This is a genomic window from Roseburia sp. TF10-5 (assembly GCF_003462365.1).
GTDB lineage: Bacteria > Bacillota > Clostridia > Lachnospirales > Lachnospiraceae > Roseburia > Roseburia faecis.
This window is the reverse complement of the sequence record NZ_QTYW01000001.1, coordinates 12,727-37,708: the sequence shown is the minus strand read 5'-3', so window position 1 is coordinate 37,708 and position 24,982 is coordinate 12,727. Positions and strand designations below refer to the sequence as shown.

Annotated in this window: 24 protein-coding genes; 4 read left to right on the top strand and 20 right to left on the bottom strand. The window is 43.1% G+C overall.

Features of this window, described 5'->3' with window-relative positions; translation table 11 throughout:
• Positions 1-87 precede the first annotated feature (87 nt).
• Positions 88-417: a DUF1292 domain-containing protein gene (locus DXD06_RS00190; RefSeq protein ID WP_117830205.1), complete on the top strand. Its 330-nt coding sequence runs from the start codon at positions 88-90 to the stop codon at positions 415-417.
• Positions 418-455: 38 nt separating this feature from the next.
• Here the strand turns inward: DXD06_RS00190 and DXD06_RS00185 are convergent, their stop codons facing one another.
• Both DXD06_RS00185 and gltX read right to left on the bottom strand, forming a co-directional pair.
• Positions 456-2,288 carry an ATP-dependent helicase gene (locus DXD06_RS00185; protein WP_117830203.1) on the bottom strand — a complete coding sequence of 611 codons (1,833 nt, stop codon included), beginning with the start codon at positions 2,286-2,288 and terminating at the stop codon, positions 456-458.
• Positions 2,289-2,309: 21 nt separating this feature from the next.
• The gene (gltX, locus tag DXD06_RS00180; RefSeq protein WP_022046711.1) at positions 2,310-3,767 is read right to left on the bottom strand and encodes a glutamate--tRNA ligase; all 1,458 of its coding nucleotides are present in this window, start codon (positions 3,765-3,767) and stop codon (positions 2,310-2,312) included.
• A 110-nt stretch (positions 3,768-3,877) separates the two neighbouring features.
• On the opposite strand from gltX, the gene DXD06_RS00175 reads away from it, so the two are divergent.
• From DXD06_RS00175 to DXD06_RS00165, 3 genes are read left to right on the top strand one after another with little or no spacing between them, the layout of a single operon-like run.
• Entirely contained in the window at positions 3,878-4,081 is a 204-nt protein-coding gene (locus DXD06_RS00175) for a spore coat associated protein CotJA (protein WP_082413849.1), read from the top strand.
• On the top strand, positions 4,078-4,350 hold the full coding sequence (locus tag DXD06_RS00170; protein WP_022046713.1) for a spore coat protein CotJB: 273 nt from the start codon (positions 4,078-4,080) through the stop codon (positions 4,348-4,350). Before DXD06_RS00175 ends, DXD06_RS00170 begins: the two co-directional genes overlap by 4 nt.
• A 3-nt stretch (positions 4,351-4,353) precedes the next feature.
• Positions 4,354-4,968: a manganese catalase family protein gene (locus DXD06_RS00165; protein ID WP_022046714.1), complete on the top strand. Its 615-nt coding sequence runs from the start codon at positions 4,354-4,356 to the stop codon at positions 4,966-4,968.
• A 71-nt stretch (positions 4,969-5,039) separates the two neighbouring features.
• On the opposite strand, the gene DXD06_RS00160 is transcribed toward DXD06_RS00165, so the two are convergent.
• The 18 genes from DXD06_RS00160 to DXD06_RS17355 form a co-directional block, all read right to left on the bottom strand.
• Positions 5,040-6,248, bottom strand: coding sequence for a hypothetical protein (locus tag DXD06_RS00160; protein WP_055067933.1), 1,209 nt, complete (start codon positions 6,246-6,248; stop codon positions 5,040-5,042).
• A 3-nt stretch (positions 6,249-6,251) separates the two neighbouring features.
• Positions 6,252-7,091, bottom strand: a complete 840-nt coding sequence (locus tag DXD06_RS00155) for a hypothetical protein (protein WP_117830201.1) — start codon at positions 7,089-7,091, stop codon at positions 6,252-6,254.
• A gap of 4 nt (positions 7,092-7,095) precedes the next feature.
• Positions 7,096-8,340 (bottom strand): DUF5716 family protein, encoded by a 1,245-nt coding sequence (locus DXD06_RS00150; RefSeq protein ID WP_226947843.1) that lies wholly within the window; start codon positions 8,338-8,340, stop codon positions 7,096-7,098.
• Between the two features lie 5 nt (positions 8,341-8,345).
• Positions 8,346-11,894 (bottom strand): DUF5717 family protein, encoded by a 3,549-nt coding sequence (locus DXD06_RS00145; RefSeq protein ID WP_117830198.1) that lies wholly within the window; start codon positions 11,892-11,894, stop codon positions 8,346-8,348.
• 77 nt (positions 11,895-11,971) lie between these two features.
• Positions 11,972-14,362 carry a cation-translocating P-type ATPase gene (locus tag DXD06_RS00140; RefSeq protein ID WP_117830196.1) on the bottom strand — a complete coding sequence of 797 codons (2,391 nt, stop codon included), beginning with the start codon at positions 14,360-14,362 and terminating at the stop codon, positions 11,972-11,974.
• 163 nt (positions 14,363-14,525) lie between these two features.
• Positions 14,526-15,920 carry an MATE family efflux transporter gene (locus DXD06_RS00135; protein ID WP_117830194.1) on the bottom strand — a complete coding sequence of 465 codons (1,395 nt, stop codon included), beginning with the start codon at positions 15,918-15,920 and terminating at the stop codon, positions 14,526-14,528.
• Between the two features lie 24 nt (positions 15,921-15,944).
• Entirely contained in the window at positions 15,945-16,232 is a 288-nt protein-coding gene (locus DXD06_RS00130) for a hypothetical protein (protein ID WP_195286948.1), read from the bottom strand.
• A gap of 25 nt (positions 16,233-16,257) precedes the next feature.
• The gene (locus DXD06_RS00125; RefSeq protein ID WP_117830189.1) at positions 16,258-16,539 is read right to left on the bottom strand and encodes a Nif11-like leader peptide family natural product precursor; all 282 of its coding nucleotides are present in this window, start codon (positions 16,537-16,539) and stop codon (positions 16,258-16,260) included.
• A gap of 55 nt (positions 16,540-16,594) precedes the next feature.
• Positions 16,595-16,720: a hypothetical protein gene (locus DXD06_RS17750; protein ID WP_330418124.1), complete on the bottom strand. Its 126-nt coding sequence runs from the start codon at positions 16,718-16,720 to the stop codon at positions 16,595-16,597.
• A gap of 1 nt (position 16,721) precedes the next feature.
• Positions 16,722-16,940, bottom strand: a complete 219-nt coding sequence (locus DXD06_RS00115; RefSeq protein ID WP_055261978.1) for a hypothetical protein — start codon at positions 16,938-16,940, stop codon at positions 16,722-16,724.
• Positions 16,927-17,400 carry a YaiI/YqxD family protein gene (locus tag DXD06_RS00110; protein ID WP_117830461.1) on the bottom strand — a complete coding sequence of 158 codons (474 nt, stop codon included), beginning with the start codon at positions 17,398-17,400 and terminating at the stop codon, positions 16,927-16,929. Before DXD06_RS00110 ends, DXD06_RS00115 begins: the two co-directional genes overlap by 14 nt.
• 2 nt (positions 17,401-17,402) lie before the next feature.
• The gene (locus DXD06_RS00105; RefSeq protein ID WP_055261980.1) at positions 17,403-17,783 is read right to left on the bottom strand and encodes a DUF4186 domain-containing protein; all 381 of its coding nucleotides are present in this window, start codon (positions 17,781-17,783) and stop codon (positions 17,403-17,405) included.
• Positions 17,783-18,175 (bottom strand): pyridoxamine 5'-phosphate oxidase family protein, encoded by a 393-nt coding sequence (locus DXD06_RS00100; protein ID WP_117830187.1) that lies wholly within the window; start codon positions 18,173-18,175, stop codon positions 17,783-17,785. The genes DXD06_RS00105 and DXD06_RS00100 overlap by 1 nt, the downstream gene beginning before the upstream one ends.
• 131 nt (positions 18,176-18,306) lie before the next feature.
• Positions 18,307-19,989, bottom strand: a complete 1,683-nt coding sequence (locus DXD06_RS00095) for a hypothetical protein (RefSeq protein ID WP_117830185.1) — start codon at positions 19,987-19,989, stop codon at positions 18,307-18,309.
• A gap of 224 nt (positions 19,990-20,213) precedes the next feature.
• Entirely contained in the window at positions 20,214-21,455 is a 1,242-nt protein-coding gene (locus DXD06_RS00090; protein ID WP_117830183.1) for a hypothetical protein, read from the bottom strand.
• Between the two features lie 43 nt (positions 21,456-21,498).
• Positions 21,499-22,800: a DEAD/DEAH box helicase gene (locus tag DXD06_RS00085; RefSeq protein ID WP_147343594.1), complete on the bottom strand. Its 1,302-nt coding sequence runs from the start codon at positions 22,798-22,800 to the stop codon at positions 21,499-21,501.
• Positions 22,801-23,081: 281 nt separating this feature from the next.
• Positions 23,082-24,605, bottom strand: coding sequence for a recombinase family protein (locus tag DXD06_RS00080; RefSeq protein WP_158569446.1), 1,524 nt, complete (start codon positions 24,603-24,605; stop codon positions 23,082-23,084).
• Positions 24,598-24,897: a helix-turn-helix domain-containing protein gene (locus tag DXD06_RS17355; protein ID WP_243000805.1), complete on the bottom strand. Its 300-nt coding sequence runs from the start codon at positions 24,895-24,897 to the stop codon at positions 24,598-24,600. The genes DXD06_RS00080 and DXD06_RS17355 overlap by 8 nt, the downstream gene beginning before the upstream one ends.
• Between the last annotated feature and the right edge of the window lie 85 nt (positions 24,898-24,982).

Sequence of the window (24,982 nt, the reverse complement as noted above, 5' to 3'; positions counted from 1 at the left end):
TATATCACTTTTTCGAATTGACAAGCTCCTTACTCCTCGCTTATAATGATATAAGGCACAAAAAACGATTAAGAAAAGAGGTATCTTATGGCAGATAAAGAAAAAGCAACACCCGTTACCCCGGATGAGATTGACGATATTCGTGTAACACTTGATTTGGATGAAGGCGAAGTAGAATGCAAAATCCTTACCATTTTTGACGTAAATGAACAGGACTACATTGCACTGATGCCGCTCAATCCGGACGGCTCTGATCCGGATGAAGGCACCGTTTATCTCTACCGCTATGCGGAGGATGAGGATGGCATTCCACAGATCGACAGCATCACGGATGACGACGAGTACGAAGCCGCTGCCGACCGCTTCGATGAAATGCTCGATGATGACTACTTCAATGCACTCGAAGACGAAGAGTAACTTTTTTAAACCTGCATCGAATACCCGATGCAGGTTTTTTACGGCTCTTTACCGGCTTCTTTGATAAAACGCGACAGTTCCACCTCTTTGCCACGCATTTTTTTTACCGAACAGATGGTCAGGGATTCCTTTGCTCTGGTCATTCCCACATAAAACAAACGCCGTTCTTCCTCGACATCCTGCTTTAATACTGCTTTCTTATAAGGCATTACGCCCTCGTTGACGTCAATCAGATACACTTTTGTAAATTCCAGCCCCTTGGCGCTGTGCAGTGTTGCAAATGTCACAGCATTCTGATTCCTGCGCTTTTCCTGCGCCAGTCTCTTTAACTCCTGCCGGTATTCTTCTATATGTGCAAACCATTCCTCAAATGTACGGTACCCTTTGGCACTCGCAAGGATTTCATCTGCCACTTCATAAAAATCTTCTTTATTCGCATTCCGGTATTCGGCATACTCTGCCAGATAATCATCGTACCCGATTCCCCGCCGGATATAGTTGATTGCCGCATAAGGACTCAGACGGGACAAATGTTTCAGATCATACCACAGCTTTTCAATCCGCTCCGCGATCCACGGCTGCTCCTCATATAATTTCATCCACTCATCAAAACATACCGTTTCATCGGGCAGGCTGTCCCTGCCGATATACCGCTTCGGCCGGTTCATAATAGAAAGGAAATCGGCCCTGCTGTCACTTCCCTGTGCGATGCGGATATAAGTGAAAAAATCACGGGCAATCCAGTGCTCATAGATATCCGGAATCCGGTCTTTCGTCTGAAATGCCAGATTGGCAGAAACCATATATTCCATCAGGGCACGCGGCTGCATGTTTGTCCGAAACAGTACTGCGATTTCCGAAAGCGGAACCCCATTTTGCACAGTCTGCCGGATATCTTCTGCCAAAAATGCATTCTCTTTATAGCAGTCCTCAAAGTACTGAAAACGCACCTTCTGTTTCCCGGCTTTTCCGGCACGGATCTTTTTCGGAAAACGTTCTTCATTGTGTGCGATCAGGCGCATAGCTGCCTCCACAATCGGCGGCTCACACCGGTAATTTACTTCAAGATTCACAATCTTTGCCTGCGGGTATATCTTTTGAAATCCCAGCATAATTTCCGGCTTCGAACCGCGGAACCGATAGATGGACTGATCATCATCTCCCACTACAAAGAGATTATTTTCCGGTGCGGCAAGCATACACATGATCTTCCACTGGATCAGATTGATATCCTGAAATTCGTCGATCAGAATATAACGGTACTTTTTCTGCCATGCCGAAAGAATATCCTTCCGCTGGGAAAACAACTCATATGTGTATGTCAGCATATCATCAAAATCAATCAGGCGGTTCCTTTTGAGCCGCTCATCATATTCCCGGTAAATCTTCCGGAAAACCTCCTCCCCACAGCTGGAAGAATAAAAATGTTCCAGCGGAATCTGCTCATTTTTCACACGGCTGATCTCCGTTAAAACATCCCCGATAAATTCCCCTTCATCCCGGTATTCCAGATGATGATAAGACAGAATCTCCCGCATAAACTGATATCGCTGCTCCTCCGATATAATATTTCCGGAATCAAAATGATACGCCAGCTTCAACACCATGAAAAATATGGCGTGGAACGTACCGAAGGTCACTTTCGTTCTCTCTTCTCCTGTCGCTGCAAGAAAACGCTGCTTCATCTCCTGTGCCGCCGCCCGCGTAAATGTAATCACAAGAATATTGGACGGATCTATGTTCTCATATTCAATTAACTGTTTCGTTCTTTGGGTAATTACCGCAGTTTTCCCGGAACCGGGACCTGCCAGAACAAGCATCGGGCCATCCTTATGGCGGATGGCCTGCTGCTGGGATTTATTATAGTTCATTCGTTCTCCCGTGAGAATGTTCTACTGTGCCTGAGAAAGGAGCTCGATTCCTTTACGGATACGGGCAAGAGACTCTTCTTTTCCAAGAACCTCCATAAGCTCGGTGGCACCGCCTGGTGTCATCTGCTTGCCGGATACTGCCGTACGGATCGGCCACATAACATATCCGTTCTTGCAGCCTTTCTGCTCTACATACTTAAGAAGTGTCTGATACAATGCATCGTTGCTGTAATCTTCCTGAGCCTCTAAGACCGGAAGGATCTCCTGCAACACTTCAAGAGAAGTCTGTGCATTTGTCTTCATTTTCTTGTGCGTGTACATTGCCACATCATATTCCGGAAGTTCCTCAAAGAAATCAATGTGATCCCTGATATCCGGGAAGATCTCGATACGGGTCTGTACCATATGTGCAATCTTCTTCAGATCATAATCTTTGGTGATCACTTCTTTGATATACGGAAGTGCCATCTCGTAGAACTTGTCAAAGTCCATTTTTTTGATGTATTCCCCGTTCATCCATTTTAACTTGGTATAGTCAAAGACTGCCGGTGATTTATTCATATGATGGTAATCAAACTTTTCTACCAGTTCTTCGAGTGTCATGATCTCCTGGTTATCTGCCGGGCTCCATCCAAGCAATGCAACAAAGTTCACGATCGCCTCTGTCAGAAATCCCTGCTCTACCAGATCTTCAAACGAAGAATGTCCGCATCGTTTTGACAGCTTCTGATGATTTTCATCCGTAATCAGCGGACAATGGATATATACCGGTACTTCCCAGCCAAATGCCTCATACAGACGATTGTACTTCGGGGAAGAGGAAAGATACTCGTTTCCACGGACAACATGGGTAATTCCCATCAGATGATCGTCTACCACATTTGCAAAATTGTAAGTCGGATATCCATCGGACTTGATCAGAATCATATCGTCCAGCTCCGCATTGTCAACGGTAATATCCCCGTAAATCTCATCCTCGAACGTTGTCGTTCCCTCCGTCGGGTTATTCTGGCGAATGACATACGGTACGCCTGCGGCAAGTTTTTCTTCTACTTCTTCCTTGGAAAGATGCAGACAGTGCTTGTCATATACATGAATTTCTTTTCCTGCAACTACTTTTTTGAGTCCCTCTAAGCGTTCCTTGTCACAGAAACAATAATAGGCCTCGCCTTTATCGATCAGCTCTTTGGCGTATTTTAAATAAATGCCCTGTGCCTGACGCTCACTCTGTACATATGGTCCACAGCCGCCATCCTTGTCCGGTCCCTCGTCATGGATCAGGCCTGTTTTCTGCAGGGTTCGGTAAATAATATCTACAGCGCCTTCCACATAACGCTCCTGATCGGTATCTTCTATTCTTAAGATGAAATCTCCGCCCTCATGCTTTGCTACGAGGTATGCATACAATGCCGTACGAAGATTTCCCACATGCATTCTTCCTGTCGGACTTGGTGCAAATCTTGTTCTTACTTTACTCATTGCGTTTCTCTCCTTATTCTGTCATGTGTTTTATTATATAACAAATACACACATAACGCAAACGAAACATATCATACAGTATATGCTGATCAGAAAGGAAAAAGAAATCCATGAATGCAACTATTAATACTATGCCGGAAACAGACAATGGCAGCCATCAGGTACCTGGCATGTGCTACGTTCCCTGGCAGACATTCGGCAAAACCTACGATCCCATGCGCGGGCTTGCCGCAGGCACAATTTTTCCGGAACTGGATAAACCTTTTACCGGAAAATGCAATATGAATATGATGCAGGGAGGGCGGCGGCGATGACAAGACCATCTTCTCAGCCAATGAACCGGTCGGAATTGTACCGCTGGGTTATGGCACTGGGCTTTTGTGCCTATGATATGCTTCTTTATCTGGACACCCATCCGGATGACGCACAGGCACTCTCTTATTACAATCAGTGCAACGAATTATACAATTCAGCTAAAAAGACATACGAGGAACGTTTCGAACCGTTGTCCGCATTTGGCAGCCAGCCGCTGGAGGACTGGGACTGGAATGACGGTCCAATGCCATGGGAAGGAGTGAAATAAGCTATGTGGAATTATGAAAAAAGACTGCAATATCCGATTTCCATTTCAACACCAAATGCTAAGATGGCATCTTTTATTATAAGTCAGTACGGTGGTCCCGATGGCGAAATGGGAGCTTCCATGCGCTATCTGGCCCAGCGGTTTTCTTTTGCAAATCCGCGGATTGCCGGTGTACTTACTGACATCGGAACCGAGGAACTTGCTCACCTCGAAATGATTGGTGCGATTGTCCGCCAGCTGACACGCGGACTTTCCGCCAAAGAACTGGAAGCTTCCGGATTTGCACCATATTATATTGATCACACCGCAGGTGTCTGGCCACAGGCTGCGGGTGGAGTTCCATTTTCCGCTACCGAATTTCAGTCAAGTGGTGATGCCATTGCTGATCTGGTGGAAGATATGGCAGCAGAACAAAAAGCAAGAAAAACGTATGACAATATACTGCGTCTGGCAAAAGATCAGGAAGTTGCTGATCCGATCCGCTTTTTGCGCGAGCGTGAAATTGTGCATTTTCAGCGTTTTGGCGAGGCTCTTCGTCTGCTGCAGGAAGAACTGGACAGCAAAAACTACTATGCTTTCAATCCCAATTTTGACTGTATGCAAAACACTACACGATAAGACAAAAGATAGCCGCCCCTTTCACATTGGGCGGCTATCTCAAAAGAAAACGTAATAAATCACTATTATTTTTACTTAAATACCGGATTCATCGCCTCAATCTTGCGGATGATCTGCTCCAGCTGATAAGCATTGTTTCCGAGCTTGCTCATATTTTTGAGAGCCTCACCCTTCATCTCATGGATACTTCCCACACTGTACTCCATACGTGCGCGCAGTTTCTGCCGCCTTGTCAGCAGTTCATGCTTCAGCTCTACCATCTCCCGGCTGTCGACCAGCGCATTTGCATGTGTCAGCCATACACGGGTATCATACATCCGCAGCCGTGTCAGATACTGCAGAAGATTCTGCGTATAATAATCCAGATCATCACTGGTTTTACGGAATGTTTCCTTTTCCCGCGCTTCCTCCTGATACTGTCCATATAAAAATTCCAGTTCTTTCGCATTGCGGACATGATATTTTTCACAGATGAAATCCACCGCGTTTTTCGTATTGACATAGCGGATCTTTACCCGGTTCTCCAAAGTAATCGCCTGATTGCGGTTGACATCCGCCTGACGGATCTCTCTTGTGGAATCCTGATAACGGATCAAAATAAACGCGCCCGCTCCCACAGCTGCAAATCCCATAATGGTGAAAACCAGCTGCAGATCCCTGTTCAGATACCAGGAAAGTATTCCCACAAAAGCAAACAACGTAATAAATACAGCTAACAGATAGCATGCTGCGGTACGAGTTACTTTCTGTACCTTTGCGGAATCTGACCGCTGCATGGACCATTCCAGTTTTTTTCCTTCCAGATATGCCATATTTCTCTTGATCGCATCCAGATCTGCCTCATTGGCTTTCAGCCGGCGGATCACTCCCGGAAGATTCTCTTCTTCCTCCTGCATCTGCGCAAACTGCGTATCTGTCAGCCGGCGTTTGGTTTTCAGAAAATCGGTTCTTTGCTTTTCCAGCTTTGCGACCTGTGTGGCACACTCAAGAATCGGTTTACGCTCTGCGTCCGTCAGGTCTTCGAGAATCTGAATATCTGTCAGATAATTTGTCACCAGCTGATATTCCGATTTACTGTCTTCAATATCCTTAGACGCCTGAATCATCTGCTTACACAAATCCACTACATATTTCTTTGCCTGCGCCGCGTCCGACAGATTCAATTCTTTTACAATGTTTTTTGTCTCAAGTTTTGCATACTCGCTCTGATCATATTGTGAGAAACTTCCTGTCTCACTTTCTTTATTCTTTTTTCTATGAAATAAATTTGAAAAAATCATATGTTATACCTTGCAGCTCCTTCGATAATCTTTCTTCCACTGAACAATCACATCCATTGCTTCTTTCCTTGCCTTCCCCTTTTGGGCACCCCCGGTCAGCTGCGCTAATTCTTCCAGATGGGATTCAATCTGTTCGAGTTTTTCGCTCTTACATGCGATGGAAATTTCATTTCTGATTTCCTGCTGCTTTCTCTCCTCCACCTGATATTTTTTTGCAATTTCCGCAAACGCATCCTCATCATGCCGGCAGCGGCAGCACATCAGGCACTCCCGGAGAGATTCCTTTTGTTTATTAAATGCATATGCCTTCTCAAAGCAGCGCCCCGCCTCTTCAAACAAAAAGAGACGTGCATACGCCGTTCCGAGGTTATGCCAGATATTTCCCCGCAGAACCTCACCGGTTTCTTTCGTATCTGCTTCGTCTAACAGATGTTTATACCGGTAAATAGCTGCCAGATATTTTTCCTTCTCCATCAGCTGGTCTGCCCGGATCTTGTCACATTCAAAATCCGACTTCTGTTCCATTTGCCGGACCGCAAAAACGATCTCCTGCATTTCTTTCATGGTACAGTATGCCGTATCCTGCAATATGGCAAAAACAAAATCGGACAATTTTCCTTCCGTGCGGATATTCTCCCTGAGTTTTTGTGCGAGTTCGACACGATGCATCTGTTTTTCCACCCATGTACATAAACTCTCGCACATGAAAGAATGATCCAGAAGATACACATTTCCGGAAATATAATAGCTGAGTTCTTCCATGGAATATATGTTTATCCCGGTTTCCTCTATATAATAGGGCAGAGCCGCAATTGTTTCATGACAAAGTAATAATTCACCCATACGTTTATCCCATCATTATGATACTTTTCCATGCCCGGCCGGTAGCCGGGAAAAATTCACCAAATCCCAGATCCCGGATTTCCACTTCAATCTTATCATTTGCCACCGGACTGGCCGTAATCCGGAGTCTTGTCGTGCGGTCCGGACGAACCGGAAGATCCTCAAGTTCCACCGTCTGTATCTGGGGAGTACTGCTGCTTGGAAGCTGCTTTAAAAATTCCACCTGCGGCGTGCCGCTTAGGATCACCTCACATGTATTTTTTATCTCAAACCAGTTTTTCCCGGCACTGACAAGATTTAAAACCTTCTTTTTTTCTTTTTCCACGACACTTAAACTCAGATTAAATTTCATCTCGTTTTCGCCCATGTAAATGAATGGCCAGTTTTCTCCCATTTCACGGATGCGAGCCATATAGCATGCCCCTTTGGAAAAAAGATTCTGTCCCAAAAACGCGCGCCGTCCCCGGCAGAGAACTGCCAGTGACTGTTTCATCCATTCTCCGTCAAACCCGTCCCCGACCAGATAAACCGAAGATACCGGACGGTTTGCAAAACAGTTAGTCAGAAGCCTTGCAAACGCCTCATCTTTCTCCTCTCCCAGTTCCTGTGCCCCGGTTGCGTGAATTGTGATCATCTGCGGCTTCGTATGCATATCCCTCGAAAGGTCATAGGAACTGACGGCATTCTTCCCGCAGGAAAACAAAAACACATCGTGCATCCACAAAGATTTCTCCTGGTTCATGGCAAACGCATAGAAACTCTCTTTGTCATCGATCACCGCAAATGTTTCCTGCGACAATCCTAAAAGTTCTGCCACATGCCGGAAAATGCCGATCAACTCTTTCGTCAGATGATCCACCGTCAGGACAATTCCGGTCACATGCGAAGTATTTCCCAGTTTCTGCGGAAGTTCAATCACTTTTTTAATAAACAGTGCCAGCAGATCTACTGCATCATAACTCTCTTTTGCAATGGTAATCACTTCCGATGCAGCGGCACGGCGAAGAAGGGAATCCACACAAATCACCTCACTGGTTTTTGCCATCCTTCCGGCATCTTCCCCATAATACCACATGCCGACATTTTTGCGTCGGGCAAGCAGCGTGGGAATCCGGTAATTTTCACTGCCGGCAATCGTGCTGACCGTCTCCGGTTCTTCCATATTCGGTTGCATATAACTTACCATGGCATACGAGTCGTTCAGTTCGATGCCAAGATAACAGGTATTGGCTTCCATCTCTTCTCCCATCCTGCTTACAAAAGCTTAAATACTTTTTTCGTCACCTCATCATATCCTGCGTACTGTTTCATCGTCTGAAACATGGAAACTTCATCGGATAAAGTCTCTGAAATCAGCATCTGGTTGATCAGATTGTACCTGCTTTCATCTTTCTGTGCATAGATATCGTTACAGGTCAGACGATTGCTTTCCGTCGAGACGACCTTATTTTTATATTCTTCGGTGATGTAATACTGGATCTCCTCCCCGAAAAATACCACAAATGTTTCCACAAAAATACCGGCATAGACATTCGGCATATCCACTTCGTGAAACTGCTCCCCGTCCTCATCCCGGCTGTAGTGCAGCACGACATGTTTCTTTGGGTTTGTCCGGTGTTCCACATAAATTTTGTCATACAAATGATATTTCTGTACCAGCCGCCGGTCCAGTCTTTTATAAAATGAAAAATTCATATTTCTTCCGGTGAACTCTGCCAGCAGCACATCTGCGGCTTCATACTGTGCCTCCTGCAGAGAGGACATCCCGGAAAACGATTTGAGCAGGGCAAGTTTACAGGCATCATTTAGTTTCTTTCCGCTCTGATACCGTCTCCGTATTATGGCAAGGATTTGTTTTGGCAGCGCGGCTTCTTTTACAAAATAGTTCTGCGCAAATACCGTAATAACCGCAAGAACAATCAGTTCCTGCCCACCGCTTTCATAATAATGCGCAAATACCTCCAGTGCCTGCATAAGATCCATATCCGTATACAGCATCTGCTCAAGAATCCGTTCTTCCAGATCTCTTGTCCGAAGTTCAAAATCCTGTGCTGCTCTCCATAAACGAAGCATGGTCTCAACCGGTCCGGAATAAAAATCACTCAGATACTGCAGAATCCTGTCATTGTATTTTTTGTTTAAAAACGCACTTGTACACAAAAGCAGCAGTTCCTCGTCCTGCTCCCTCTCTTCCATCGCATCCAGCAGATAGGTGGCAACTGCAACCTTTGCCGATGATCCGATCTGATCCAGCCCATATTCCTGCATCTGTTCATACAACCGGTCATACATCCGCCAGTCCGCAAGGGATTCCATCATATACTGACGCACCGCCTGCGGCATCTGCTCATAATCTGCCTGTTCCAGATATTGTTCCACCAGGGGTTTTTGCTCTTTTTTCTGATAATAACGCACAATCTCCCTGGAAAAATACGACTGGTATTCCGTATCCAGCTCCTGTGCAAACAGCACTCTCCGGAAAAATTTTTCCTCTTTGGCATCAAACATATGATGATCCGGCTTTTCCCCAAAATGGGAAACAATATACGGAAGTTCCTCCGGTGCCAGTGCCGTACATTTCTCCAGATACGATCCGGCATCCATCAGGGAATCCAGCCGGTACGGGACACTGTGGATATATCTTTGGCCTTTCCCATCTTCAAACAAAATGGCATATTCCCTGCAGAAAAGGGACACGTAGGCACATCCGTTTACAATCGGAACGATCTGCGGATCTTTCATCTGCTTCTGGTATACAATCGCGCGGACCATATGCGGCTGCATAATTACCAGCTTATGCGCAAACAGAATATTGGAAAGACATTTTGCAAGTTCTTCATTCACCAGCCCCAGTTCGAGCATGTCCTCATAAACCACCGCCAGATTATCGTCCACATGTTCCTGCTCGATCTGTTCCATGGCAAAACGGCTCATCACCCGGCGATACTGTTCATAAATTTCCGGTTCGCTTTCCTTTGACGCAATGATATTGTTGTAAAGAATTGCCATCTTCCGATAGGGAAGATTACTGTCATACTGAAAGTACATCCGGATAATTTTCGGAACCGATGCAATCTCCCGTTCATCCAGTGACATCAGATAAGCCTCGTATAATCCGGTAATCCGAAGTTCAAGCCCGATTCCCTTTTCATACCAGTGGTGAAATTTTGTATCAAACTGCTGGGTTCTTATCAGGTAACTGCAGATCTGTCCCACATATTCCGGTTTTTCCTCTGTCCCGTAAGCTGCCTGCATCAGTTCAAAATGAACCGGATGAAATCCCTGATTCATTTCCACCACTTCAAAAATCTGTGCTGCCAGTTCCTTCGTCAAAACCTGATGACGGATTGCCCAGCGCAGAATCCGCACTTCAAATCTTCCCAGTTTTGTGAGCAGATACGGGTCATGGCTGATCAGATCGTATGCCTCCAGATACAGGTACGGGGAAACACAGCCACTCATCACCCAGTGCACAATTGCACGCAGTTTGTGCGCACTGTTGTTGTAATATTCCTCTTCCAGAAACGAAAGAATCCAGAATAACAAAGCAGAATCCGGATTTTCATGAAAAATCATTTCAATCTCATGCGTCATGCGGTCCACATATGCCGGTTCCCGTTCCAGAAGCGTCATAATATAAAGATAATACCCCCACTCCGGTGTATGGTGATCGGGCCATTCCCGTTTAAATTCCTCAAGAATCCACTCCGCTTCCTGTTTCTGGTGATTGATCACCAGTGCCTGTGCTTTCATCAGCGGATACATCACCTGATCCGGAAGCATGGCATGCAGCTGGTTTAAACGTTCTACCGACTCATTTGCCCACACACCTGTCACAATTTTTTTCAGGCGGAATGCCTCATACAGTTCTACCAGCCCGGACTGACATTCCCTGATTTTGGCATGTTCTTTTTGTTCTTTTGACTTTTGTTTTTCCCCTTTGTGCGCATAAATCTCCAGAACCTTTGTCTCATATACCGAGGAAAAAGTAATTTTGGCATAATTGTTTCCGGCATGCATCCGGTCATAGTCCACGATGTATTTCAGGACAAACGTACTCCCCAGAAAATCCTCCGAAGTAATCTGCGTCTGTGCCGGCTGTACAAACGCGGCATCGGAGGTGATGGCAAGTTCCAAATATCCCCATTCGCTCTTTTTGATTTCGATCTTCTGCTGCTGGCTTTCGGTAAGCGCATCAAACCGGCAGTCTGTCTCAGAAATTGTAAAATGGATCTGTTCTTTTCTGCCGGCTGCCACCAAAAATTCTTCCAGATTCTGCGACGATGGTTTTGCCGCAAGAATCCCCTGATAGTACATCTTTTCTTTTGTCTCTTTTGCTTTTAGAATATTGGGAAAACTCTTGTGATAAAAGAGCTGATATGCTTCCTGCCAGTTTTCCTTTGCAAGTGCCGTAAAATCCGAAAGACTGCGAATCGCACCTGTGGCAGTCTGCGCATATAAACGGGATATGGATACACAAAAAGAAAGGCTGTGTACACTCTGATTGCAAAGAATCACAAACGCACCCTTTTCCTCCTGCCCCTCAACGAGACCCTTACTATGAAACTGATACCGAATCCGTATATTTTCGCCTTCAAACTGGGGAGTCAGGCACTCCATCCTTGGGTGGGTGGAGTAGACAATGCCCCTCACCGGAATATGGTTTTCACTGGTAATTTCAAATTCCCCGGTATATTCCTGTCCTTCTGTAACCGTAAGAAACAGTTCCTCGTCCGAAATAGAAAGCGAAGGCTGATCCGATTCGAATTTTCCTGCGGCTATCTGCCTGATTCTCTTCTGCACATCCACACCTGCTTTTCTACTAGTATGTTTTTTATTATATACGATTCCTTATATGCATGCAAGAACCAGCCCCACTTTTACGCCCTCGAAAAACGGGCATGGATCATGCGGCATCTCGCAGAAATCCACTCAACAATCAGACTCAGATACCGAAGAACCGGTTCCGTAATAATTGCAAAAATTACCATCAGCATTTCACACTGTTTGGAAATTTCCGTAATTCCGAAAAAACTTCTGCCAAACAGCATGCAAAGAATCCATCCTGCAATCACGCCGACCAGCATTACAATATGTCCGGTATTCATCGGTCTTGCAATGCGGTGCAGAATCATAAAACCAACGATTGCAACCAGAATGGTACATGATGTAGACAGACAATCCAGATCTACCTGAAATTCCCGGCAGAAAATCACCAGACCACTTACTACGATAAAATCCGTCAGTCCTGCCGGAAGTGCCCGCACGAGTACGTTGGTCAGGAAATGTCCGCGGATCAGATCCTTATTCGGCTCCAGTGCCAGAACAAACGACGGAATACCAATCGTAAACATACTGATCAGCGATACCTGTGATGGTTCCAGTGGATAATCCAGCATCAGAATCACGGAGAAAATGGCAAGCAGCATGGAGAAAATGTTTTTTACAATATACAATGCGGCGGTCCGCTCAATGTTATTTACCACACGGCGTCCCTCTGCGACCACCGATGGCATTCTGGAAAAATCGGAATCTAAAAGTACCAGCTGTGCCACATTAGAAGCGGCTTCGCTGCCGGAGGCCATCGCCACGCTGCAGTCTGCATCTTTAAGTGCCAGCACATCATTTACACCATCTCCGGTCATGGCAACCGTTTTTTTATGTTCTTTCAGTGCCTGTACCAGCATCCGCTTCTGGCTCGGGGTCACACGGCCGAATACCGTATATTCTTCCACCGCGCGATCATAATCTTCTTTTTCTTTCAGAGTCGATGCATCGACAAAACGCTCCGCACCCACAATCCCCGCCTCTGCCGCAATGACGGAAACCGTCAGCGGATTGTCACCGGAAATCACCTTGATATCAACATCATTTTCCGCAAAATAAGTAAAGGTTTCCTTTGCCCCTTTGCGGATCGGATTGGCAAGCATCACAAAACAAAGCGGAAGTACCGGCTCTGTCAGCGGTTTCCGGTCAAGCGTCCCTTCATATTGCGCAAATACAAGCACACGGTAGCCTTTGCTGCTGTAGGTGGCAATCTGTTCCTGATACTGGGCAAACTGCCCCCGCAGAACAAATTCCGGTGCTCCGATCACATAAGATTTTCCATCGTTCATCACGGCTCCGGAATACTTCGTTTCCGAAGAAAACGAATACACTTCCCTTGCCCGCATACCACTTCCGTTTGAGAAATGCGCTTTGAGTGCTTCCATCGTCGCATTGTCTTTTTCCTGCGCTGCCACAAAATCTGCCAGCAGCTGGGAAATTTCCAGCTGATCTGCCCCATCCAGAACAGAAAAATCATAGACATGCATCCCCGGCTCGGTGATCGTGCCTGTTTTATCCACACAAAGAACATTGACTCTCGCCAGCGTCTCAATACATTTCATATCGTGGATCAATACCTTCTTCTGTGCCAGCCGCACGGAACTGACCGCAAGTGCCACACTTGTCAGCAGATACAGTCCCTCCGGAATCATTCCGATGATAGCCGCCACCATACCGGTGATACTGTCATGAAACGTTCCCTCATTGTAAATAAACGACTGCACGAACAGGGCAATCCCGATCGGGATGATAATAATTCCCATCACCATGATCAGATAATTCAGGGAGCGGATCATTTCTGACTGCTCTCCCTTTTTGCTTTTCGTCGCCTGCAGGGTCAGCTTTGAAATATAAGAATCTTTTCCGACCTTCTCAAGACGTGCACATGCCTTTCCGGATACCACAAAACTTCCGGAAAGCAGGGAATCCCCCTCCCGTTTTTCAATTTCATCCGACTCTCCGGTGATCAGGGATTCGTTCACCTGCAGCTCTCCGGATACCACTTTCGCATCCGCCGGAATCTGGCTTCCCGCCGAAAATTCCACAATATCATCCAGCACCAGCTGATCTGCCGGAATCTCCTGCCGCTTTCCGTCACGGATTACAACTGCATGCGGCGCATTCAGAATGGATAATTTATCCAGCACCTTTTTGGAGTGTACCTCCTGGATAATACCAATACAGGTATTTGCCACAATAATCGGAAGAAACAGCATATCCGACCATGCACCCACAATAGCAAGCAAAACCGCAATCACAGCAAATACAAGATTAAAATATGTGCAGACATTTGAACGCACAATTTCCGAAACCGACAACGTGGAAGACTCTACTTTATAGTTGTTTTCTCCCTGTGCAAACCTTCTTTTTACCTGCTCTGCAGACAGCCCGGACTGTGGATCTGCTGCAATTCGTTCCATTCTGACTCTGTTTTCCTGTTCCATGATAATAATTCCATCCGCTTCCTATGTATTTTTTGTTAAATTTTCAGATGAAATTATTATAACCGATTCTTTCACAAAAGTTGTCCATTTTCCAAATATTTTTCAAACATTTAACAATTGTTTATAAATAATGCCGTAGCATGAGTTTCTGATCCCTGATCACCTATACCATTTTTACCACCCAGACGTTGCTTCGTACCATGCAGTATCCGATCACGACCTTGATCAGTTCCGTGGCCTGTACCAGAAAATAAACACTTACAATTCCAAGTCCCGTACCGTGTGCCAGCAAAAATGCAACCGGCACAACAACCACCCAGGTAAACACCGAATCAAATAAAAACGTAACCATCGTTTTTCCACCGGAACGAAGCGTAAAATAAGATGCATGACTAAACGAACAAAACGGCATGATCAGCGCAGAAACGGCGATAAACTTTGTAGCCAGATCCTTAATTTCCGCTGTCGTATTGTAAATATCAGGGAAAAATCCCCCCACGAGAAACATGATTGCTGCCATAATCACACAGCAGAAGACACTGAAAACAATCATCTTGTTGTCTGCGTCTTTTGCCTTTTCCAGTTCTCCGGCTCCCAAATACTGTCCCACAACAATACTGATACATGCCCCCAACTGTATATAGACAATGTTAAACAAATTGGTAATCGTCGTGGCAATATTCAGCCCTGCCACCACATCAAGTCCGCGCACAGAATAGCACTGGGTAACGGTGGTCATGCCCGCCGCCCATAAAACCTCATTGAACATCAGAGGAAGCCCTTTGATCAGTATCGTTTTCAGTTCGCTCACCGGGATTCCAAATCCGCGATAAGCCCCTTCCAGATACCGGTTCTTCTCCCGGTTTCTATGTGCCCAGAAGACAACAATAACCGCTTCCACATACCGGGCAATCACAGTGGCAAGTGCCGCCCCTGTCACCCCAAGTTCCGGAAATGGTCCCACACCAAAAATCAACAGATAATCCAGCACTGCATTGGTTCCCACCGCCACAAAACTTGCCAGCATCGGAACGAGCGTCTGTCCCGTTTCTTTTATATTGGTGGCATATGCCTGGTTCACTGCAAACGGAACCAGTCCCACCAGCATAATCACCAGATACTGCTTTCCATATTGAAGTGCCACATCGGTTGCTCCATTTCCCGCAGTATCCGTCAGATACAGGGAAATCAGATCCGATCCCTTCGTAAGCAGCAGCAACATGGTAAGCCCTGACACAAGCAGCGTCGCATAAAGCTTAAAACGAAACGAATGCATATGTCCCCTGTGATCCCCATTGCCAAAATACTGCGCACCAAAAATACTTGCCGCCGACACCGCTCCAAAAATTGCCAGATTGTACACAAAAATCAGCTGGTTTACGATTGCAACACCGGACATCTGTTCCGTTCCCAGCTGTCCCACCATAATGTTGTCCAAAAAGCTGACCAGGTTCGTGATGGCATTCTGCAGGATCATTGGCACTGCCAGCAATAAATAATGGCGGTAAAACGCACGATCCCCCATATACTTCTTTTTAAATTTTTTCCAATAACTCATAAAAAACCTCTTTCATATTATTTTTCAATCCTCTTTTTGAAATCCCTGGTTTAAAAATTCATTCCATTTCGCATTTGTATTCTCCCATTCATGCTTCTGCATAATCCGGTTCCGGTCACTTAGAATTGCCAGCATCTCGTCCACGATTTCCGCCATCGGAAGTTTCCTGTAATGTGACAAATAGCCAAGCATCCTCTGTGCCGTCCAGTCTGTGTTCAGATTCAGTGAAATCTGCTCACAAAACTCCTGTGGAAAGCCACGGTTCAGGAGGGTGTTATATAATTCCATTGATTTTTGTGTTCTGGGTTTCATGTCTTCTCCATTCTGCAGTAATCTTTTACGTCAATTCAATTAAAAACATCTCGTACAGATCATCTTCTCCCTGCAACAGCGGAGAATTCTCGCCGCCTCCATTCGTGGAGCGACGCATTGCTGCGTAAGAATCCTCACCGGCAGAGACCAGATCCATAGCGGAAAAGGTGCATCCATGCTCCTGCGCAATACGGCAGAATGCGGAAACCGGATTTTTCATTTCCCGGGTAGCTAACAACGCCTGCGCAAGTTCCGGATTGGATCGAGCCCTGGCTTTTAAATTTTCCAATTCATCATATATGTTCATCGTGTTTTCCTTTCTCATCCATCTGTAACCTTGTTATGTCACACATCTTTCCTGCCTATTCTTTTAAACTCACAAAAAATGCTCTCCTGCCGGTCAGATTACCTCTGCGCCAAATGGCATCAGGGATAATTTTGCAATTTTGAAAAACTGCTTTCCAAAGTATGTTTCCTAATATGCTCATATCAATACTCCTTTTCTATCTCACCATCTATTCCATACATTTTCTTGAATTCATCAAGATCCGCCTGACTTTTAATCAGCATAACCTCTTCGATCTTACCTGTATGGATGTCCTTAAAACCGGCAACCTGCTCACCGTTACAGATGCTTGCCTTAATTACCGGCTTCTTATTTTCTTTATCATAAGTCTTTATAACTGTCTTTTTCTTAAATAGTCCCACTCTGAGCACCTTCTTTTGCTTTTGCCATCTGTATGAGTTTTTCAAAAGACTGAGCAAAGCGTACATCATCTTCCTCTGTACGCTTTCTTGGTCCCTTCATATGATTCTTATGCGAGCTGCGTCTTGCCTTCTTGTTAAGATGCCGCTCCATAAGCATCTGGTCAATATTTTCATTTGTGTACCACTTACCGGATTGGTGAATGGCATACGCTTCTTTTCCAAGTGCCATAGCAGCGACACCATAATCCTGAGATACTACGACATCCCCTTTATGACAAATGCTAATCAGCTTGTAATCTACAGCATCTGCTCCTGCACCAACTACGATCACTTCGCTATAGTCTGAATATAATACGTGATTCGTATCACACAGCAATGTGGCTGGAATACTATATTTCTTTGCTATTTCTTCTACAATGCCTACTACAGGACACGCATCTGCATCTACAAATATCTGCATTTTCATAATTTCTTTTTCTGCCTTTCCAGTTCTTTTTGAATCCATGTCATAATTATATCTACAAGATAATCCTGCTGCACCTGACTCAGTTCCCTGCCCGGCTGCATTTTGTGCCACTTCCGGATACACTCTCTGCAGCATGTTGCAGTTGCATGTTGGGCAATAAATACCGGATGGCCCCTCATAGGAGTCTGTTTGCCATCATTTGCTATAAATGCGGGAGCTTCTCTCTTTGCAATAAAGTCCTTTGCATGTTGTCTGATCGTATCAAGTCCCTTTTGGTTTATGTAATCTATGTCTTTCTGCTTCAAATGAAAGCTGCTTCGAAATTTGGAATTGTCCAGTCTCTCGAACAACTGCCTGTACCACTCGTCCTTTGTCATCAGAATTTCACTACTTCCGGATCATGCGTAAATGATGAAAATGTTGCTGTAGCATTTTTAAAATAAAATACCTCTGTGTTTCCATCGTCTGCTGAATACATCTTCTGTAATAATGGGTAAGCATCAAGCATCGACTGTCTGGCTTCTCTTCTGTCATCTTCCACAAGTTCTCCTGCTACACGAAGCCACTCTCCATTTTTAAATGCACAGATTTCTACCTTTGGATTTGCATGAATCTGTTTTGATACCTCTTTCACCTTACCTGTCTGAATATAAAGTTTTCCTTCAAAAATGTGTGCTGTACCAAAAGGTCTGACTCTTGGCTGGTCGCCTTCTACGGTTGCTAAATAATATGTTTCTGCTTCTTTTAAGAATTTTTCTACTCGTTCCATGATGTAAGCCTCCTGGTATTTATCTAATAATGTAATTTTTATTTCCAGTATAACCTATAAATAATTCCCAAATCAATGCCTTCCGGAATGGTTCTAATCCATCTATGCAAAGAGTCTGCATAAATTACTTTTTATCTTAAATTAGCCACTGGAGAAATACGATCAAGAAGATAAACTTCCTCTCCTGTTTTCTCTGGATTATCTGTGCCCAGTTCTTTTGCAATCGAACGGAATTTTTGCAAATCCTTTCGCTCCGTTGCACCTGGCATCATATCTGGAACGCCTTTCAGTAATCCGAGCAAATTCAGTATCGTATTCAAATAAGATCCAAAATTTAAGAAACCGGTAGTTCCAAGCATGAAATCGACAATACTTGTCGATTTCGCAGTTCGTTCCGAAGCCTCTGCCAAAATATTATTATACTCCCGAATCTTTTGTCTTCGATCTGTTTCTTCCATCTTCTCCAGATTTTCCAAAATAGCCCGGAACTTCATAGGTGTCTGGTACTTGTCTGCCATGTTTGCAGTACGCAAAATATCAATATTTTCTTTTGTGTCAAAGAATTCCAGCATATTTCTTTCCGTATAATTTGTATTCCAAATCGACTGCATCCGCTTCACTTGCTCTGGTGCATACCAATATACCTTCATCATTCCTTCCATCATAGAAGTCTCTGCCTCATCCGTATATATTTTATTATCATTTTCTGCACGAAACGGAAAATATGTTGCATCCAAAGCCATGGCTAAATGTGCCGATTCCGCCTTTGAAATAAATTCAAATTCAATTGCACTCTTCTGATCATGCTCTCTGAAAAAATTATATGCCAACTGATTAATGCCGAAATTACTGACTGCCATAGGACTCGAATTTTGCAAAATGCCAAAACTTTCTCCCACTACTCTATATGGCCATGCCAACAGTTCTGATATATGAAGTGCCACTTCATCCTGTTTCTGATTTCCATATTTTGCAAGTTGCGATGCCATCTCATAAGCCATCGGATAATTGGCAGCATACTGATTTTTCATCTCAACCAACTGTGCAATCATCATCGCATTCATAGCTCTTCTTCCAATTACAGAATCCGGTGACTCTTTGTAAGCATCCAAAATAACCTGCCGATCATACCTCGTCTCATCATTTCCTAACAAAAGAACTACTTTCCCCATTGAAACAAGTTGAACCAGCTCTTTCTTTTTCATGCCCTGCATTTCCAAAAACTCATCCAAAAAATTTTCAATTGGCAAAGCAAGATACACCGTATCATATAATAATAAAAGGCTGCGTAGATTGATCACTGGAAAAACAGACGCATTCACAAAGCATTTCAGTTCTCCATCTCTGCAAAAAGATAAATCCTTTCTCTTTACAGAGCCATCATAAATTGCCTCTATATTGTCATACCAGAAATCTGTCTCAGCAACTGTAAACGGATAACTCTTGTTCGTATTTAACCACATAACACTGTCCTGCGGATTTAATTTTGTTTTATCTTCCGGAGGGTCCGTTGTACGAAGTACCTGAATCTGATCCGTTCCAAAGTCAACTTCTGTCAGTTCCTTTTGCAACCTTGCGATCTGTTTGTCACTCACATCACTTCCAACATAAATATCCATATGAAAATTTATGCCGCCTTCACTCGGAACAATTTTTCTAATGTCAAAATCATGGTATCTTCCATAAATATATTCTTCTATCTCAGCTCTGGTCCTCGCTGTTGCCCGAAAATCATCCACCGGATGTTCCATATCAATTGGAGAGAGTTCCTCTATATAATGTTCCGGCACCTGATCCGATAATGATATCTGCAAAGTAACATACCTTATGGAGCGATCAAAATATGTCTTTATTTTTTCAAAATCGTCTGGTATATTGGAACATAAAATCACATACTTAAAGGGAGCTATTTTAAATATTCTGGTTTTGATACCTATGTATTTTAGGCGTAATGATAAGTCATTGCGCCTGACATTATTGTCATTTGTTAACATGAGATCACCACCTTTGTATATGCTGTCGAAATCAGTTGCCTCATTTACTGTGGAAATGTTAAAACACCAGCAAAAAAGCCAACGATAAGTATAACAATCGCACCCCACTTAGGTATGCTAAATACTTTTTTCCCAATAAGTTCTTCCGCAAAAGGATTAATCATAACTGCCGTAATTACAAACAAAATTCCACTTAATATTCCAGAACTTGAAAATGAAACGATAGCAAAAAACAACATAAAAATAGAAAATGCCCAAAATATTATCTTATATATTACCAAACCAACTTTTTTTATCTTACCTGCATAATCTGCATCAGCCATATTCTGTGCTCTCTGATGTCGCCTTACGATTCGTCTCTCTGCTTTCTTAGCTTTTTCAGCAGCCTTACGCTCAGCCTGTTCCTTTTTAAATGCAGCTTCATCAGCAGTCCTTTTCGCCGTTCTCTGTGCATCAGTATTATATAAATATTGTAGATATTCCTCATCAGACATTCCACTTTGTTCATTGGTTCTGTACATAGCAGGAATCGTATATGTAGGTTTGTCGCTAATCGCCTGCTGAAGTTCCATCTGTTTGTTATTGATCTGACTATCAATTGCCCTTACTGATGATTCCTCCTCTGGCTTTAAGAATTGAGTTGGCACAGGTGTTTTAGATAGAACTCCTAACTGCGCAATAATATTTTGAGCATCACTTTGAGCTTTCGAAAAGGAAAAGCTCGATTGATCCACCTGATTTGCTATCAATATAACCTCAGAAACAAATCCATCAATATTAACCATAACACCTAAATGAGTACATGTTGGAATCTGATTAGATACTGTCGTTCCTGTTGTTTTTCCCTTGGTTTTACCTAGACCTACACCTCCAACTACTGCTCCAACTGGTCCAAGAATCAATCCTCCTGCAACAGCACCACCTAAGGAAGCATGTTTTTTTGATGTTGTTTGCGTATTTTCAGTTGTAACAATACGACTTCCTACCATCATGTTCAATTCAGCCCCTTGGATACTTGAAAATAAGGCGATAGAATTATTAATTTGAATTTTACCTTCAGTTCTATTTACCATAATTTTTCCATCAGCTAATTTTTCCCATCTGGCATTGGCAATTCTAATAATTTCTTTCGTCCTGCTTTTTGAGAGGACATCTCTCTCTTTTTCAATTTGCTTGATTCTTTTGTTGTATGCATTATCATCGTTCTTATGAATTTTGGCAATTACCTTATCTCTGTATTTTGAATCATTCACAAACTTATATAATTCTCTTTCCTCATTAGCCATTTTTATAGCCTCCTTTATTTCGTGAACTTACACAAAATTATCACTATAAACTACCGTAATACTTCTCCAAATCCTCTTCCATCTGCATCTTCACTTTTTCAAAATCTTGCTTACTCATTTTAATAAAAAGCGCATGATTCATAGAAATCACATTCAAATCCTTTGAATAATACAGGAACCGTTTACGCTCAAATTTTTCAAAAGGATTTGTCAGCATATTGCTTTTAATATATTTCCGATCTTTCAATCGTTCTGCATTATATGGACAACTTGACCGATCTACCGGAAGTCCCTTATCAATCCTGTCTTGGTAAAAAGCAATATAATCTGTGAGCACATTATCAATTTTTGCATCTCCAATTTCATTCATATTTTTTAGGAATGAAAGAAGAAACGGCATCTTGTAAGAAAGACTGTAATCACGTTCTTCCAGGAAATCAAAGAAGTCCGTTTTGATCGTTTCCTCTGTATGTTCTGGAATATTATTTTCCTCACGAATCTGCTTCACATGTTCTGGTGCAAAAAGATAAATTTTTCTACTTCCAAAAGTAATCATTTCATCCGGAGAAATTTTTCCTTTGGTAACCCAGCTGGTAATAGTTCCCGTACTTAAATAAAATTCTCTCGCCAGCTGTTCCTGATTTAAGTAATCACCATATTTTTCTTCGAAAGTTTCAATGTCCACCTGCACAATACGTTCTACTGTTTCATGCAGACCATCTACTTCTATCATATCTCCCACGGAATAATCTCTTTTTAAAATACTTCCAAATGCAGTGTAAAATGGATTAGAAAAAATTGAATGCATGGAACACGGTTTTGCCATGGCACCATACTCATCTACCACATCAATAACAAACACATTTGTTTTTGTATTTGTTCGTCGAAGTCCTCTGCCAACCTGCTGCATATAAAGAACCTTGGAAAGTGTTGGACGCGCCATTACCAGAATTCCAAGTTCCGGATAATCCCATCCCTCCGAAATCATTTCACAAGCACACAAAAAACGTATTTTTTTCTCTCGAAACTGCTGCATAACTTCATCTGGATTTTTTGTTTTTCTGGTATATGCCTTTGCCGAAAGACCTTTCACATTTAAAATACGCTCCATCTCCTGTGCATGATTTGTATTTACACAAAACACGACTCCCTGCAACTGCCCAGCTTTTCCTTCCGAAAAATAGTTGTATAACACATCTGCAATCAATTCATTTCTGGACTTTACACAAATACTCTTTTCCAAATCAGCATTAATATAATCTTTGCCATTGAATCGAATATGACTCAAATCCAGATTGGTTTCAATACGACATACATTTGCCTCTGCAACAATTTTCTTTTTCATCGCATCAACCAAAGATAAGCCTGTCTTATAATTACCAAATATTGTCTCCAACTTCTTTTTGTCTGGTCGTTGATCTGTTGCTGTAAGACCAATCAAAAAATCAGGCGTAAAATACTGAATAACTCGTTTTAAAACTGGTGAAACTGCGTGATGAGCTTCTGCCCGTGTCAAGTAAGAAACAAAAAAAATTATTTTTTCAAAAATATTGGGGAACCTTTAGCAAGATTCCCCAGTATTACTTCTTTTCGATATAATGCCTTACTAACGCTAACATTATACCATTATTCAATGTGAAAGTCATCAAAGTTCCATTTGATTTCTATATGCTCGTTATCGTATATGAGCACATAGTCTATGATATTTCGGATTACATCTTCATCAAACTTATCAAGCTTGCTGAGCTTTGTCAATTGCTCCTGTTTTGCATCAACAAACAAATCCTTCTGAAGATCAAACAGCTCCTGTTTTTCAGCTATCATTTTATCAAGCTCTGCTATTTTATTTTTTACTTCAGCAGTCTTTTTTGCCATCTGCTCACGGGTTATGTTTGTCCTAGTATAATCATCATAAATCTCAAACTTTAGTTTCGCATAATGTGCTTTTGCTTTCTTTAATGATTCTATTTCCTGTCCGATATCATCAGAAGAAGCGTCTTTATTCATCTGTATCTCAAACTCTTCCAACCGGACTACTGCCATTTTTCTAGCCACATCCAAAACAGCCTGTTCTATTTCTTCACCACGAATACGTGATACATGACCTTCACGACACCTATATGAAGAACCATTTCCATATTTATTAAGCCCCTTGCCACACACTCCGCAGCGAAGATATGACTTACGCCACTTGCCATTGGGCTTTCTCGGCGATTTTTCACGTCTGGCTATCATCTTATGAGCAAGCTTAAAATCTTCCACAGACACCAATGGTTCGTGACAGTTTTCAACAATTATCCAGTCCTCTTTATCTCTCTGCACAACCTGATGACCGGTATCAATGTTATCGGCTGTTTTATTGTTGATTACAGAACCAATATAGACTTCATTGTACAGAATCCCCATAACGGTGCTGGGACTCCACATATGCTCACCAATATCCCTCTCATAGCATCTCCTGACACCCAACTTTTGGTAATGTTCAAATATACTGTCATATCCATTGTCATTCAGATAATTGGCTATCTCGGTATATTTCATTCCTTTCGTAGCTAGTTCAAATATCAGCCGGACAACAGGTGCCGTTACGGGATCAGGCACTAGCATATGCTTATCATCTTCACTCTTCTGATATCCAAAAGGAGCAAATGCAGCAATGTATTTTCCCTGCTTAGCAAACACTGCCTTAGCTGCTCTTACCTTTTTGGATGCATCTTTACAATACAATGCATTCACAAGGTTTTTCAGTGCAACACTCATACCTCCGGTTGAACCAAAGCTGTTTGCAGAATCATAACTATCATTCACGCTGATATATCTTACCTGAAGAACTGGAAAAATACATTCCATATAGTTACCGACTTCCAGATAATCTCGTCCAAGTCTGCTGTAATCCTTCGTCACAATCACCTGAATCTTACCAGCCTTTACCAGCTCCATCATTTTCACAAAATCAGGTCTGTTAAAGTCTGCTCCGGAATATCCGTCATCTGCAAATTCAATGATATTGCAGTCCTTTAGTTCCGGCAGTTTCTGAATATGGTCAAGCATCAGCTTTCGCTGATGGGAAATACTGTTACTTTCCTCATGAGCAGCCAAATTGTCATCTTCATCCGATAATCTCATATAAAGTACTACCGTCTTATCCATTGCTGCCCACCTCTCTCTCTTCTGCCACATCAAGCAATTCCTTGAGGAAATCATCATACAGAAGCTTTACTTCTATATTGTTATCAGTAAATACAATTTCTGATACAAACGCTTCCACAAGTTCAGCAATACTAATCAACGTATCTATTTTTGCTCCATTTACACCAGCTTCAATTTTCCGCAGAGCATCCACTGACAATCCAATCTGCTCGGCAAGCTGCTGTCTTGTCATTCTTCTTGCCGCACGCAACTCTTTTATTCTTTCTCCACTATTAACAATATCGTAGTACACCTTCCACTCTTTTCCGGCACCTTATATATTTGCTTAAGCTGTATTCATTGTACCGTAAGCGAATCTTTTGTCAGAGTGACTAAAC

Bases quoted from the DNA above. Each gene is read 5' to 3' on its own strand.
- DXD06_RS00190 (WP_117830205.1), top strand. From the start codon at position 88: ATGGCAGATAAAGAAAAAGCAACACCCGTTACCCCGGATGAGATTGAC.
- DXD06_RS00185 (WP_117830203.1), bottom strand. From the start codon at position 2,288: ATGAACTATAATAAATCCCAGCAGCAGGCCATCCGCCATAAGGATGGC.
- gltX (WP_022046711.1), bottom strand. From the start codon at position 3,767: ATGAGTAAAGTAAGAACAAGATTTGCACCAAGTCCGACAGGAAGAATG.
- DXD06_RS00175 (WP_082413849.1), top strand. From the start codon at position 3,878: ATGAATGCAACTATTAATACTATGCCGGAAACAGACAATGGCAGCCAT.
- DXD06_RS00170 (WP_022046713.1), top strand. From the start codon at position 4,078: ATGACAAGACCATCTTCTCAGCCAATGAACCGGTCGGAATTGTACCGC.
- DXD06_RS00165 (WP_022046714.1), top strand. From the start codon at position 4,354: ATGTGGAATTATGAAAAAAGACTGCAATATCCGATTTCCATTTCAACA.
- DXD06_RS00160 (WP_055067933.1), bottom strand. From the start codon at position 6,248: ATGATTTTTTCAAATTTATTTCATAGAAAAAAGAATAAAGAAAGTGAG.
- DXD06_RS00155 (WP_117830201.1), bottom strand. From the start codon at position 7,091: ATGGGTGAATTATTACTTTGTCATGAAACAATTGCGGCTCTGCCCTAT.
- DXD06_RS00150 (WP_226947843.1), bottom strand. From the start codon at position 8,340: ATGGGAGAAGAGATGGAAGCCAATACCTGTTATCTTGGCATCGAACTG.
- DXD06_RS00140 (WP_117830196.1), bottom strand. From the start codon at position 14,362: ATGGAACAGGAAAACAGAGTCAGAATGGAACGAATTGCAGCAGATCCA.
- DXD06_RS00135 (WP_117830194.1), bottom strand. From the start codon at position 15,920: ATGAGTTATTGGAAAAAATTTAAAAAGAAGTATATGGGGGATCGTGCG.
- DXD06_RS00130 (WP_195286948.1), bottom strand. From the start codon at position 16,232: ATGAAACCCAGAACACAAAAATCAATGGAATTATATAACACCCTCCTG.
- DXD06_RS00125 (WP_117830189.1), bottom strand. From the start codon at position 16,539: ATGAACATATATGATGAATTGGAAAATTTAAAAGCCAGGGCTCGATCC.
- DXD06_RS17750 (WP_330418124.1), bottom strand. From the start codon at position 16,720: ATGAGCATATTAGGAAACATACTTTGGAAAGCAGTTTTTCAAAATTGC.
- DXD06_RS00110 (WP_117830461.1), bottom strand. From the start codon at position 17,400: ATGCAGATATTTGTAGATGCAGATGCGTGTCCTGTAGTAGGCATTGTA.
- DXD06_RS00105 (WP_055261980.1), bottom strand. From the start codon at position 17,783: ATGACAAAGGACGAGTGGTACAGGCAGTTGTTCGAGAGACTGGACAAT.
- DXD06_RS00100 (WP_117830187.1), bottom strand. From the start codon at position 18,175: ATGGAACGAGTAGAAAAATTCTTAAAAGAAGCAGAAACATATTATTTA.
- DXD06_RS00090 (WP_117830183.1), bottom strand. From the start codon at position 21,455: ATGGCTAATGAGGAAAGAGAATTATATAAGTTTGTGAATGATTCAAAA.
- DXD06_RS00085 (WP_147343594.1), bottom strand. From the start codon at position 22,800: ATGAAAAAGAAAATTGTTGCAGAGGCAAATGTATGTCGTATTGAAACC.
- DXD06_RS00080 (WP_158569446.1), bottom strand. From the start codon at position 24,605: ATGGATAAGACGGTAGTACTTTATATGAGATTATCGGATGAAGATGAC.